Genomic DNA, 12,454 nt, shown 5'->3' with positions numbered 1-12,454 from the left:
GCGTCGTGACCTCGAAGCATTTCGACGTCGTCGTCCTGGGTCGATCGCTCGGCGCTCTGGTGACGGCCGCGCTGCTCGCGCGGCGCGACTTCACGGTGCTCGTGCTCGGCCAGGGCGGGAGGCCCGCGAGTTACAAGCTCGGCGAGCGCACGCTGCGCAGGCGCGCGTTCACCATGCTCGCGGCGAGCTCGCCCGCGTGGACGCGTGTGCTCGTGGAGCTCGCGCAGTCGCAGACGTGGAAGCGGCGCGTGGTGTCGGCGAGCCCCATGATGCAGGTGCTCGCGCCGCGGCGTAGGCTCGACATCCCGCCCGATCTCGTGCTCTTCGGTCGCGAGATCGATCGCGAGATGCCCGAGGTGCGCCGCGTCGTGGACGATCTCTACGCCGAGCTCGCCCGCGTGAACGGCGCCGCCGACGAGGCCTTCGAGAGGGACGCGGTCTGGCCGCCCGGTACGTTCTGGGAGCGGCGCGAGACGGGGCGGTATGCCGCGATGTTGCCCTACGTGCGCGCCGAGCCGGACGCGGATCTCCTGGTCGAGCTGCCGCGCGGGCATTTTTTTCGGCAGGTCGTGACGTCGTCGGTCTCGTTCGCGACCGATCTCGCCTCGCTGCCGCCGCCGTTCGCGGTCGCGCGTCTGCACGGCGCGTGGACGCGTGGCCTCTACACGCTCCCCGGCGGCGAGGACGAGCTCGAACAGTTCCTCGTCGATCGCATCGTGGCGCACGGCGGCCGTTGCATGCTCTCGGCGCGCGCGCGGGCCTTGCACCTCCGGCGTGGCGCGGCCGCGGGCGTGGTCGTCGACGGCGACGAGGGGCCGACGGGCGCGAGCTTCGTGATCGCCGACCTCGACGGCGAGGGTCTCGCGGCGCTCTCCGGGGGCGAGGGCATCCACAAGCGCGCCCAGCGCGAGTGGCCGCGGATCACGTCGTCGGTCGGCAGGTTCGTCGTGTCGCTCGTGGTGCGCGACGAGGGGTTGCCCGCGCCGCTCGGCGTGGAGAGCTTCGTGCTGACCGGCGATCGTCCCGCGCTCCGGAGCACGGCGCGCACGGCTGCGGCGGCGGGCACGCGTTCGAGCGCGCCGCCGGCCGCGCAGCGCCCCGTGATTCACCTGGAGCGGCACGTGATGCCCGGCGTGCGCGGAGAATCGCTGCTCGTCGCGGAGGTGCTCCTGCCCGATCGGAGCCCGATCCCGGTCCTCGGCATGCGCGAAGTGGTGTTGTCGACGCTCGCGGCGGAGCTGCCGTTCCTCGAACGTCACCTGCGCGTGGTCGACTCGGTGCACGATGGCCTCCCGGTCTGGGTGTACGAGGACGGCCGATTTCGCCCGGTGGATCGCGGCTCGCTCACGGGCGCCGGGCTCGCGCCGGAGCCCATGGTTCGGCAGCTCGACGTGGATCCGCCGGGGTACCTCGGGCTCGGCGGTGAGCCGATTCGCGGGCCGATCGAGCGCACCTTGCTCGTGGGTCGCAGCGTGCTGCCCGGCCTCGGGCAAGAGGGACAGCTCCTCGCGGCGTGGGGGGCGGCACGGCTCGTCACGCGGACCGACCGCCGCAAGGAGAAGATGCGCCGCGACATGTGGAGCAAGGTCGAGATCGGCTGAGCCCAGCGTGATCCTCCTCGCCCCGTCACCGCATAATTGCGGAACCAGCCCAAGGGAGGATAACGTGGTCGCGCGGAGGAGAGAGAGCGGCAAGATGACCACGCGCGCACCCCGATACGGTCTGGCGACGACGCTCGCGCTTGCGATGTGGATGTCCGTCGGCGCGGCCCAGGCCTCCGAGCCAGGGCCCGACACGCTGCCGATCCACATCATTTCGGTCCAAACGATGGACGCCGACGACCAGGCGGAGGCGCTCACGAAGGCGCTGCGGAACGCGGTCCGCGCGACGCCGGGTTGGTCGCAGGGCGAAGGGGACTACTCGCTCGAGGTGCTCACGCTCTCGCTGAAGTGCCCGGATCCGCCGGACGCGGGGTGTCAGTCGCGCATCGCCGATCAGATCCGCGCCGACCGGTACGTGTGGGGCAAGCTCGACAAGGGCAAAGGCGGCAACGTCGTCGGCGAGCTGCATTTCTGGGTGCGCGGCAAGGGCACGACGGACCACAAGGTCGAATACACCGCGAACCTGACCGAGTCGCAGGACGAGGCGCTGCGGAAGATCGCCACCGAGGCGCTCAACAAGCTGACGGACGGCCCGCCCAAGGGCGAGGTGAAGGTCAAGGCCGGCAGCGTGGCCGGGCAGGTCTTCGTGGATGGTCAGCCGCTCGGCGCGCTCGCGAACGGCGAGGGCACGTTCTTCGTCCCCTCGGGCACGCACAACCTCGTGGTGAAGGCGCCCGGATACGCCGACATGTCGACCGAGATCACGGTCAAGCCGAACTCGCCGACGGACGTGGTCGTCGCGCCCGTCCCCGCCGGCGACACGTCGCCGACGAACTGGAAGCGCATCGGCGGCTTCGCCGCGATCGGCGCGGGCGTCGCGTTCGGCGCAGTCGGGATCTACGGCACCGTGACCGTGAACGGGGTCAACAAGGATCCGGTGTACGACCAGAACCAGGCGCTCTACGACCAGCAGACGAACATCTGCGAGCTCGCGCGGGGCAGCCAGCCGACCGCCCTCGGCTTCGACAAGCCCGCCGTGGACAGCCTCTGCTCGAAGGGCGAGACGGGCCAGCTCCTGCAGCTCGTCTTCTACCCGCTCGCGGCCGTCGCGGCGGGCGCAGGCGTGTTCCTCATCGCGACGAGTGGTACGGCCTCGAAGGAAAAACCCACGACGGGCTTCATGGTCCTGCCCCGCGTCGATCGGACCGGCGGCAAGCTCGACGTCGGCTTCCGCTTCTGACCCCGAAGCGCTCTCCACCTCTCCACCCATGCGCGTGATCGGCGGCTCGCTCGGCGGACGCAGGCTCGTCGCCCCGTCGGGGCACGCCACGCGGCCGACGAGCGACCGCGTGCGCGAGGCGCTCTTCAACGTGCTCGGCGATGTCTCGGGCGCGGCCGTGCTCGACCTTTACGCAGGCACGGGCGCGCTCGGGATCGAGGCGTTTTCGCGCGGCGCCTCGCGCGTGGTGTTCGTCGAGAACGGCCGCCCCGCGCTCGCCGCGCTCCGGCAAAACCTCGCGTCGCTCGGGATCGAGAGCGCGTCGCGGGTGATCACGCAGCCGGTGACGCGCGCCCTCGCGTCGCTCGCGCCGTTCGGCCCTTTCGAGCTCATCCTGCTCGATCCGCCGTACGCCGCGCTCGCCGAAGCGGCGCGCGTGCTCGATGCGCTCGCCGCCGAGACGTCGAGCCTCGCGGCGCCCGGGGCCCGCGTCGTGCTCGAACACGCGAGCCGCGATGCTCCGCCCGAGCCTGCGCGCCTCGTCCGCGACGAGACGCGGATCTACGGAGATACGGCGATCTCCTTGTACACGCGCGCGGAGGACGTTCCCTCCGGGGCCGCAGATGGGTAAGGTACAGGAACGCATCGCTTCGCGAGAGAGCGCACGCACCGCGCTCGCGCGCACCCCTTTCCAGCCATGAGCACGACCTCGATGAAACCCCTCACTTCCCCGAAAGGCGTCGGTAAGGCCTCTCCGCTGCTCGCGGCGATCGTCGTGGCGCTCCTGTGCGGCGCCGCGGCGTGCGCGTCCGAGGAGGGCACGACGCCCACGTGCAACCAGGACCTCAGCGAGAACGGGCACATCGACGTCGACAACGGCTGCAACCCGTTCGCCACCTGCGTCGTCAACGGCAAGGTCTCGCCCCCGGCCGAGTGCTGCAAGGACCTCCAGGGCTACGAGCTCCAAGCCTGCCTCTACGGCTACGGCGCCGCGCCCGAGCCGACCGGAGGCTCCGGCGGCGGTGGCGGTGGCAATTAGCCAGCGACCCCTTCCATGAACGAGCCCGCTGACGAGAGGGGCGAATCCCCCCTTCCCGACGGCATTCTTCTCACCGTCGCCTACGACGGCCGCATCTTCTCTGGCTTCGCCCACCAGCCGGATCGCCGCACGATCGCAGGCGAGCTGCTCGCCGCGGTCCGCGCCCTCGATCCGACGATCCGCGAGATCCGCGGGTCGAGCCGCACCGACGCGGGCGTGCACGCCTTCGGCCAGCGCGTCGCGTTCGATCCGTCGCGCGTGGTCCCGCCGCGAGGATGGGTGCTCGGCACGGCGAGGCATCTGCCGAAGGAGATCGCGGTGCGCCGCGCGTCGCTCGTGCCGCGCGGGTTCACGCCGCGGTTCGCGAGCCAGGGCAAGCGGTATCGATATCTGCTCCTGCGCGACCTCGTGCGGGATCCCTTCCTCGAAGGGCGCGTGTGGCGCGTGGATCAGCTCCGCGACGACGCCGCGATCACGCGCGCCGCGGCCGAAGCGAGCCTCGCCGTCGGCACGCACGACTTCGCTGCGTTCCGGTCCGCCGCGGATCCGCGGGAAAACACGGTGCGAACGTTGCGGCGTGTCTCGGTGGAGGTCGACCGGGACGATCCCCGCCTCGTCCGGATCGAGGTCGAGGGCGACGCGTTCATGCACAACATGGTGCGTATCCTCGTCGGGACGTTCGTGGACGTCGCGCGGGAGCGGCTCGCGCCAGGCGCCGTGTCGCGCGCGCTCGCCTCGAAGCGCAGGGACGACGCGGGCATCACCGCGCCTCCGGATGGGCTGTATCTGGTCTCGGTGACGCTCGCTGACGAGGGGCGGGAGGCGTGGCCGAGCGAGACGAGGACGTAGGCGCGCGTCTTCCGCGTGCTTTCGTGGCCCCGAGAGATCCATAATCGAACCCCTGTTTTCGTCGGAGGAACGATGCGCCCTCGCTGCATGCTCGCCTCGATGCTGGTCATGGCCGGGCTCGGCTCGGCCTCTGCGGTCGCTTCCGCGCAGGTCCCGCGCCCGAAGGCCCCGCCGCCGCCGCCCGCGCTCCCCACGCCCGCGCGAGGTTTGCCCACGGCGGCCGACGTGCGCGCGCTCGGCGATACGTTCGTCGCGGTCGCCGAGAAGACGAGCCCGGCCGTCGTGCAGATCGACGTGACGGTCGGAAGCGGCGAGAGCTCCGCGGGCCGCTGGTTCCGCGCCGACGCGACGACGCGCGGGATGGGCTCGGGCGTGATCTTCTCGGCCGACGGCGCGATCCTCACGAACAACCACGTCATCGAGGACGCGCGCGCCATCAACGTGCGCCTCAAGGACGGCCGCACCTTGCCCGCGCGCGTGGCCGGCCGTGACCCCGCGACCGACCTCGCCGTGCTCCGCGTCGACGCGACGAACCTGCCCGTCGCGGCGTTCGCCGACAGCGACGCCGCGCGCGTGGGCGAGTGGGTCGTGGCGATCGGATCGCCCTTCGGCCTCGGCCACACCGTGACCACCGGCGTGCTCAGCGCGAAGGGACGCGGCGGCGTGGGGATGAACGCGATCGAGGACTATCTGCAGACGGACGCGAGCATCAACCCGGGCAACTCCGGCGGGCCGCTCGTGAACCTCGACGGCCAGGTGCTCGGCATCAACACGATGATCGTGAGCAAGGGCCAGGGCATCGGCCTCGCCGTGCCTTCGAATATCGCGCGGCGCGTGGCCACGCAGATCCTGAAGACGGGGCGCGTGATGCGCGCCTGGATCGGCATCGGAATCCAGGACCTCACGCCGCAGCTCGCGGCCGAGATTCCGAGCGCGCCGACCTCGGGGGCGCTCGTCAACACCGTGGTGACAGGCGGGCCTGCGCAGAAGGCGCACCTCGAGCCGGGCGACATCGTCACGAAGATCGGCGCGCGCTCGATCGCCGACGCGCAGGACGTGATCCGCGAGCTCTTCCTGCACGACGACGGCGAAGTGCTGGCGATGGAGGTGATCCGCAGCGGCAAGCGCTACCAGACGAAGGTGACGCTCGAAGCGAAGAGCGAGACGTCGCCGCCGGCCTTGCCGGTCGAGCGCAAGGTGTCGAGCCCGCAGGGACTCGGGATCACGCTGCGGGACGTGGAGATCGACGGCGGCAGCTCGCTCGCGCAGATCGTGGCCGTGTCGGCGGATTCGCCGGCGGATCGAGCGGGGCTCAAGCCCGGCGACGTCGTGCTGGAGGCAGACTTCGCGCGGCTGCCCTTGTCGGCCGACGTGCAGAAAGCGGCGCAGGACGGGCGGCTCTTGCTGCGGATTCGTCGCGACAAGGCGACGTTTTACACGGCGGTTCGGTAGGTCTGCGCGGGCGGCGATCTCAGAGATCGCTGCCCATCTTGCGACCGCCCGTCGACGTCGCCGTCGTCGTCGGTGTGGGCGGCTTCTTGCCCGTCCCAGTCCCGGTGCCCAAGGGCGCCGTGTTGCTCGTGCGCGCGCCCGTCGGCAGCGGACCTCCCGCGCCGATCGGCGGCGTCGTTGTGCCGACCGCGGCCGTGTTCGTATCGGCCGGCGTCGGCGCCTCCTCCGTCGCCGCAGCCGTGGGCGTCGGCGCGAGCGTCGGCGTGGGCGTCGGCATCGGCGGCGGCTGTGTCGCCGCGGCTTGCGTGGTCATGGCCGGCGGCGTTCCTGTCGCCGGTTTGTCGAGCACGAACTTCCAGACGATGAGCCCGCTCGCGGCGACGAGCAACGTGCCGAGCAAGCCGATCGCGACCATGGCGCCGTTGCCGCTCTTCGGGGGCGCGCCTGCGACCGTGAGACCGGCGTGCGACATGCCGAGGTTCGGGTGCGACATGCCGAGGCTCGTCCCCGGGATGGGCTGCTGGCCCATGACCATCGGGTTTTGCTGGCTCATGCGCGGATCGAACCCTGCGGGCAAACCGAGCTGACCCGTGCCGACGAGCGGGTTTTGCTGGCTCATGCGCGGATCGAACCCCGCGGGCAAACCGAGCGGCCCCGTGCCGACGAGCGGGTTCTGCTGGCTCATGCGCGGGTCGAACATGCCCGGCTGGATCGTGGGGATGCGGCCGGCGCTGAGCTCGGGGCCCGCCGGATTCGCCATCATCCACTGCGCGATGGCCGCCTGGAACTCGCGCGCCGTCTGGAAGCGGACGTTCGCGTCGCGGATCATGGCCTTTGCGATGATCGCCGCGAAGTTCGGGTCGAGGTTCGGCACGACGAGCTCGGCGGGATCGGGCGACTCGAGCGCGATCTTGAAGACGAGCTCGTTGAACGTCTGCGCCTGGAAGGGCAGGCGCCCCGTGATCGCCTGGTACATGACCACGCCGACCGAGTAGAGGTCGCTGCGCGCGTCGATCTTTCCGCCCCGCGCTTGCTCCGGCGACATGTAGTAGGGCGTGCCCATGACCGCGCCGGTCTTGGTCATGCTCATGTCGGTGTCGAGCGCGGAGAACTTCGACACGCCGAAGTCGAGGATCTTGACGAAGTCGCGCTGGTTCTTGTTGTTGATCAGGTAGACGTTGTCGGGCTTGAGATCGCGGTGGACGATCCCCGCGTCGTGCGCGGCCGCGAGCCCTTCGAGCATGCCGTGGATGAGCGGCGCGAGCTCCTGCGGCGTGAGGCGCTTTCGCTTCTTGATGCGATCGCCGAGGCTCTGGCCGTCGAGGAACTCCATCACCATGAAGCGCTCGCCGCTCGGCAGGTTGCCGAGGTCGAGCACCTCGACGATGTGCTCGGAGCCGATGCGGCCCGCGGCTTGCGCCTCGCGCTCGAAGCGCTGGACGACGTCTTCCTTGCCCGAGACGGACGCGTGCAGGACCTTGATGGCCACGCGGCGATGGATGCGCTCGTTCTCGCCCTCGTACACCGCGCCCATGCCGCCCTGCCCGAGGAGGCGGACGATGCGGTATTTGCCTTCGATGGTGTTGCCGGGCTGAAGCGTCATCGGCTGCCCTATCGGGTCGGGAGGAAGATCCGGGAACGGTCCCGGAGCGCGCGTGGGCGTTGCATCATACCGCGCGGAAGGCGCATGGAGTCGAGTTCTCGACGGTCGGACCGACGGCCTCGTACGATCTCCGAGGCGCTCACAGGTCGTCCGAAATGCGGCGCTTGCCCGTACCTTTCGTGGGGGACGTGCGCGCGGGCCCTGTGCCTTTCGTGTTCGTGCCAGGCGTCTGCGGCGGCGTGATCACCCGCGTGGACCCCTCCACCGCTTCGGAGGTCTCGACCGGCGTCACCGTGACCGCGGGGAGCACGGCCGAAGGCACGGGCGCCGCGGAGGCCGAGGCGGCCGGAGGCGTGGCTGCCTCGGTCGGATCCTGCGTGAAGCGCACGATCAGCATGATGATCGCGCCCAGGACGAACACGATCACGAACGCCGCGCCGCCGACGATCGGGGCGAGCGCTTGCAGCGGACGCGCGGCTTGCGGCTGCGGTCGCGCGGGGAGGCCGGTGATCGACGAAGGCAGGACGGGCAGCCCCGCGGGCGCCGGACTCGACATCGGCGGCTGCCCCATGGACATGGGGGCCGGGTGGCGCTGGCTCGGCGGCGGCGGATTCGGCGGCGGCGGACGCGCGGGAAAGTGCGGCTTACGGTCCATGATGACCGTGCCGTGGTCCGCGATCATCAGGTCGTCGTCGTCGTCCCCGGGGGCGCTCATGGAGGGCGATGGCGGGCGCGGAGAGTGCGGTGCAAAAGGCACCTCAGGGACGGCGCCGAGGCCACGTCGAGCCCGGAACGTGGCGAGCGCTTGCGCGAGGTCTTGGTCGCGTTGATACCGGACCCTCGGGTCGCGCGCCATGGCCTTGTGCACGATCGTCGCGAGCTCGGGGTCGACGTCCGGCGCGAGCTTCTCCAAAGGTGCAGGGTCCTGCATCACAATGCTGAAAAGAAGTTCATCTTCGGCGCTCGTGGCGAAGGGGGCCTGCCCGGCGAGGCACTCGTAGAGGATCACGCCGAGCGCGTAGATGTCGGCGCGCGCGTCGATTTCGTTCGTCGTGCGGATCTGTTCAGGGGCCGTGTACGGCGTTGCATGGTCGGGCGGCTGCTTCTCCGCGATGTGAGCGGCGCCGAAATCGAGGAGCTTGACGTGCTCGATGCGGGGCTCGTGCCCGCGCGCGAGGAAGATGCTCTCCGGTTCGAGGGCGCGGTGCACGACGGACACGGCGTGCGCGGCGACGAGGCCGCGCGTGATTTCGACGCCGATGCGGCTTGTCTCGTCGGCGTCGAGCCGGCCGCGCTCGCGCATGCGCTTGCGCAATGTGATCCCTTCGCGTGGCTCCTTCACGAGCACACGCGCGCCGCCGACGATCTCGATGTCTTCGAGGATCTTGTCGACGTGGAGGGACGGCGCGCCGTTCGCCGCCTGTGCGTCGTGTGCGAACGCTGCGAGATCGGCGGGGCGCGCGTGCGGCGACGGCGCGAGCTCTTCGAGCGTGACGCGCCGATGGATCTCGACGTTTTCCCCTTCGTACACGGGGCCGTGTTTGCCTTCGCCGAGCACGCGAAGGACGCGGTACCTGCCGCCGTAGATCTGGCCGATCTGAAGAGCCATCGTGCGGCGCCGTAACCCCCCGAAAAGACGAAATGTAAGCTACCACGGCGACGGATTCCTGCGCGCGCAAAGCGCGAACCCCTATGATTTCCCTCAGAATTGTGGAGACCCTGGTAAGTCACGTGCTCACCCCTGGACGAGCGGCCAGGGCCGGAGTACGGCCGGAAAGTGCTCGTAGGACTTGATCGGCTCCCTCGCCTCCCTTCGGTCACCTCCCGCCTGAACCGCACGCGTTTCGGCGTGCTCGCGCATCCGGCCAGCGTGGATCGGGGCATCGAGCACATCGGTGACGTGCTCGCGCGTATCGGCGCCAAGCCCGCGCTCTTCTTCGGGCCAGAGCACGGCTACGGAGGCGAAGCGCAGGACATGGTCGACGTGCCGCACGCGCGTGACAAGCGCACGGGCGCGCCGATCATCAGCCTCTACGGCGACCGCTTCGAGGACCTCTCGCCGCGGCCCGAGCACCTCGCGTCGATCGACGTGTTGCTCATCGATCTCGCTGACGTCGGCTCGCGGTACTACACGTTCGTCTGGACCGCGTTGCTCGCGACGCGCGCGGCGGCGAAGGCTGGCGTGCCGGTGATCCTGCTCGATCGACCGAACCCGATCACGGGATCACGCCGCACGATCGAAGGCCGTTCGCAAGTGCCGGGTTTCCTGTCGTTCGTTGGCCTCGAGCCCATCCCGGTCCGGCACTCGCTCACGATCGGCGAGACCGTGGCGCTCTTTGCGCGGCGCGAGGGCATCCCGCTCGGCGACGCGCTCTCGATCGTGACGGTCGAAGGCTGGGACCGCGAGAAGTACGCGGACGCCTGGGACCGGCCGTTCGTGATGCCCTCACCGAACATGCCGACGTGCTGCACGGCGATCGTGTATCCGGGCGGCTGCTTGCTCGAAGGGACGAACCTCTCGGAGGGGCGCGGCACGACGCAGCCCTTCGAGATCGTCGGCGCGCCGTGGATCGACGGGCATCAGCTCGCGCAGGGGCTCCGGGCGACGGGCCTGCAAGGATTCGTCGCCCGGCCTCTCACGTTCCGGCCGACCTTCCAGAAGCACGCCGGGCAGATCTGCGGCGGCGTGCAGATCCACGTCGCCGATCGCATGACGTTCCGCCCCGTCGCCACGTACACCGCGCTCGTCGCCCTGGCGCGCCGGCAGAACCCGCAGAACTTCACGTTCCGCACGGAGCGGTACGAATACATCGACACGATCCCCGCGTTCGATCTGCTCACGGGATCGGATCAGGCGCGGCGCGCGATCGAGGCAGGCGAGGACGCTCGTTCGATCGCCGAGTACGTGTCGACGCCGGATCCGACCTGGCCGGACGTCACGGCCGAGGCGAGCGCGGCCCTGCAAGAAGCGGCGATCTGAACACGAAGCGCGGCTTTTGCGCGCCTACCTGCGGGCGACTTCCGGCGCTACGCTGGGGCGTCGACCGAGGAGGCCCACCTGCATGATCACCGAGCCGCTCACGAAGGCGCTCGCAGGGTTCGACGAAGGGATTCGGAGAGACGCAGCCGCGTTCGTCCACGCATTCTGTACGGATCTTTGCATCGACGTGTCGGTCTTCTCGGCGGAGGATCTGATCACGGCCGTCGAGGAGGCGGCGGCAGCGTCGTCGGGGCGCGCGTCGTCGCCGGTGTTCACGGAGCGGCTGCGCAGCATGCTGCTCGGGTACCTGCACGAGCGGATGGTCGAGCTCTCCCGCGACGGCGTGCTGCTCCCGACGGGCCTCGACGGCGCGCGTTTCGCGGCGCTCCTGCACGAGCTCGAGCGGACCTTCGGCGCGCTGCCCGCGCCCGAGGTGAGCGTGTACATCTACGGGGTCATCGACAACCGCACCGGCTGTATGTTCGAGGTGGAGCTGCCCGGTCGAAAGGTGCAGCCGGAGACGACGCTCGATCCGAGCGACGGTCCGCTCGGGCAGCACAAGGACGCGATCGCGACGCTGCGCGAGGCGATCACCGCGGGCCAGATCGGGGTGAACGAGGCGAGCTCGGGATCGCAGAAGCGCGTGTCGCTCGCGGCGTTTGCCCGCGTGCTGGAGATCGATGCGATCCTCGAAGTGATCGGTCCGATGGCGGTGCGCTGAGGGGCTAGAGCACGCGATCGAGGTCGCCGTCGCCCCAGGTGTGGTACCAGCGATTCGCGTCGAATACGGCCGGATCCATGCCTTCGCAGGCGTGGACCTGGAAGGGTTTTCCCTCGCGCGGGAAGAACCCAGCGCGCGCGAGGCTCCGCGCGTGCGGTCCGCGGTCGTTGAGCTGCGTCACGAGCGAGTCCGCGCCCGAGGCCGAGGCGATGATCGTGAGCGCGTCGCCGAAATCGTCCGGATGCGCGAAGACGTCCACGAGGGCGACGCGGCGGTCCGAGCGTTCGAGCACGCAGAGGCCGAGCGGTTTGTCCCGGCGCAGGACGACGTAGGCGCGCTGCGCGCGGGCGGGGCTGTCGACGAAGCGCCACGCGTAGTGGGCGGCGTCGCGCACGGGCGTGACGACGCTTCCGTCGACGGCGCGCTCGAAGATCTGATCGACCCGGCGGTCGCGCCCCTCGATCGGCACGAGGCGCGCGCCGCGGACGAGGAAGCGGCCGAGGGGGCCGAGGAAACTCTGCAAGACGCGCGGGCGGGAGAAGCGGCGGACGTGACAAACCACGCGCGCGCCGGCACGTTCGAGGGCGCGGAGGTTGTGCGGCTCGGGCGGGCCGAACATGATCTCGACGCCCTCGGCGCGCATGCTTTCGAGCGCGGCGCGGTGCATGGCGGTGGCGATGCCACGACGGCGGGCCGAGGGACGCACGTAGCCGTCGCCTCCGACCGAGCCGAGGCGTGTGCGGCCGGCGATGAGCATGCGGCGCGGGAAGGCCGAGGTGATCCCGAGCGGCTCCCCGGTCCGTTCGTCGCGGGCGATGACCGTCACGGCGCGGCCGTGCGGGTTCTGCTCGTAGAGCCAAGTGTACCTGCGCGCGACGTCCGACCCGGGCAGGTGCTCCGAGAGCAAATGCTGCACGAAGTCGCGATGTCGCGCGTCGGCGCGTTCGATGAGGAATCCAGGAGACGTCGTCACGCCCGGGCGTCGTGCAA

General features: G+C 70.4%; 11 protein-coding genes. 8 read left to right on the top strand and 3 right to left on the bottom strand.

The annotated features are described in order from the left end of the window. The first annotated feature begins 5 nt into the window (after positions 1-5). The 6 genes from E8A74_RS02910 to E8A74_RS02885 all read left to right on the top strand — a co-directional run bounded on the left by E8A74_RS02910 (position 6) and on the right by E8A74_RS02885 (position 6,160). Positions 6-1,601, top strand: coding sequence for an NAD(P)-binding protein (locus E8A74_RS02910; RefSeq protein ID WP_136927351.1), 1,596 nt, complete (start codon positions 6-8; stop codon positions 1,599-1,601). A gap of 94 nt (positions 1,602-1,695) precedes the next feature. After that, entirely contained in the window at positions 1,696-2,841 is a 1,146-nt protein-coding gene (locus E8A74_RS02905) for a PEGA domain-containing protein (RefSeq protein ID WP_136927350.1), read from the top strand. 28 nt (positions 2,842-2,869) lie between these two features. Next, the gene (gene rsmD, locus E8A74_RS02900) at positions 2,870-3,451 is read left to right on the top strand and encodes a 16S rRNA (guanine(966)-N(2))-methyltransferase RsmD (protein WP_136927349.1); all 582 of its coding nucleotides are present in this window, start codon (positions 2,870-2,872) and stop codon (positions 3,449-3,451) included. A gap of 66 nt (positions 3,452-3,517) precedes the next feature. Then, entirely contained in the window at positions 3,518-3,859 is a 342-nt protein-coding gene (locus E8A74_RS02895; protein ID WP_136927348.1) for a hypothetical protein, read from the top strand. A 15-nt stretch (positions 3,860-3,874) separates the two neighbouring features. Continuing rightward, the gene (gene truA, locus E8A74_RS02890; protein ID WP_136927347.1) at positions 3,875-4,708 is read left to right on the top strand and encodes a tRNA pseudouridine(38-40) synthase TruA; all 834 of its coding nucleotides are present in this window, start codon (positions 3,875-3,877) and stop codon (positions 4,706-4,708) included. Between the two features lie 72 nt (positions 4,709-4,780). Then, positions 4,781-6,160: a trypsin-like peptidase domain-containing protein gene (locus E8A74_RS02885; RefSeq protein ID WP_136927346.1), complete on the top strand. Its 1,380-nt coding sequence runs from the start codon at positions 4,781-4,783 to the stop codon at positions 6,158-6,160. A 19-nt stretch (positions 6,161-6,179) separates the two neighbouring features. Here E8A74_RS02885 and E8A74_RS02880 read toward each other — a convergent pair whose 3' ends face one another. Then, on the bottom strand, positions 6,180-7,763 hold the full coding sequence (locus tag E8A74_RS02880) for a serine/threonine-protein kinase (protein WP_136927345.1): 1,584 nt from the start codon (positions 7,761-7,763) through the stop codon (positions 6,180-6,182). Positions 7,764-7,902: 139 nt separating this feature from the next. After that, complete coding sequence (locus tag E8A74_RS02875; protein WP_136927344.1) at positions 7,903-9,372, bottom strand: serine/threonine protein kinase; 1,470 nt, start codon at positions 9,370-9,372, stop codon at positions 7,903-7,905. A 168-nt stretch (positions 9,373-9,540) separates the two neighbouring features. On the opposite strand from E8A74_RS02875, the gene E8A74_RS02870 reads away from it, so the two are divergent. Together E8A74_RS02870 and E8A74_RS02865 are read left to right on the top strand one after the other, a co-directional pair. After that, complete coding sequence (locus tag E8A74_RS02870) at positions 9,541-10,743, top strand: exo-beta-N-acetylmuramidase NamZ family protein (RefSeq protein ID WP_136927343.1); 1,203 nt, start codon at positions 9,541-9,543, stop codon at positions 10,741-10,743. Between the two features lie 82 nt (positions 10,744-10,825). Then, positions 10,826-11,464 carry a hypothetical protein gene (locus E8A74_RS02865; protein WP_136927342.1) on the top strand — a complete coding sequence of 213 codons (639 nt, stop codon included), beginning with the start codon at positions 10,826-10,828 and terminating at the stop codon, positions 11,462-11,464. Between the two features lie 4 nt (positions 11,465-11,468). Here E8A74_RS02865 and E8A74_RS02860 read toward each other — a convergent pair whose 3' ends face one another. After that, complete coding sequence (locus tag E8A74_RS02860; RefSeq protein WP_136927341.1) at positions 11,469-12,437, bottom strand: GNAT family N-acetyltransferase; 969 nt, start codon at positions 12,435-12,437, stop codon at positions 11,469-11,471. Positions 12,438-12,454: the final 17 nt, after the last annotated feature.

This window comes from Polyangium fumosum (assembly GCF_005144585.1).
Classification (GTDB): domain Bacteria; phylum Myxococcota_A; class Polyangia; order Polyangiales; family Polyangiaceae; genus Polyangium; species Polyangium fumosum.
The sequence above is the reverse complement of the archived record's forward strand: the minus strand, read 5'-3'. Positions and strand labels throughout refer to the sequence as shown.

Excerpts from the sequence above, each read along its gene's own strand:
- E8A74_RS02880 (WP_136927345.1), bottom strand. The coding sequence starts at position 7,763 with ATGACGCTTCAGCCCGGCAACACCATCGAAGGCAAATACCGCATCGTC.
- E8A74_RS02895 (WP_136927348.1), top strand. The coding sequence starts at position 3,518 with ATGAGCACGACCTCGATGAAACCCCTCACTTCCCCGAAAGGCGTCGGT.
- truA (WP_136927347.1), top strand. The coding sequence starts at position 3,875 with ATGAACGAGCCCGCTGACGAGAGGGGCGAATCCCCCCTTCCCGACGGC.
- rsmD (WP_136927349.1), top strand. The coding sequence starts at position 2,870 with ATGCGCGTGATCGGCGGCTCGCTCGGCGGACGCAGGCTCGTCGCCCCG.
- E8A74_RS02865 (WP_136927342.1), top strand. The coding sequence starts at position 10,826 with ATGATCACCGAGCCGCTCACGAAGGCGCTCGCAGGGTTCGACGAAGGG.
- E8A74_RS02885 (WP_136927346.1), top strand. The coding sequence starts at position 4,781 with ATGCGCCCTCGCTGCATGCTCGCCTCGATGCTGGTCATGGCCGGGCTC.
- E8A74_RS02875 (WP_136927344.1), bottom strand. The coding sequence starts at position 9,372 with ATGGCTCTTCAGATCGGCCAGATCTACGGCGGCAGGTACCGCGTCCTT.
- E8A74_RS02905 (WP_136927350.1), top strand. The coding sequence starts at position 1,696 with ATGACCACGCGCGCACCCCGATACGGTCTGGCGACGACGCTCGCGCTT.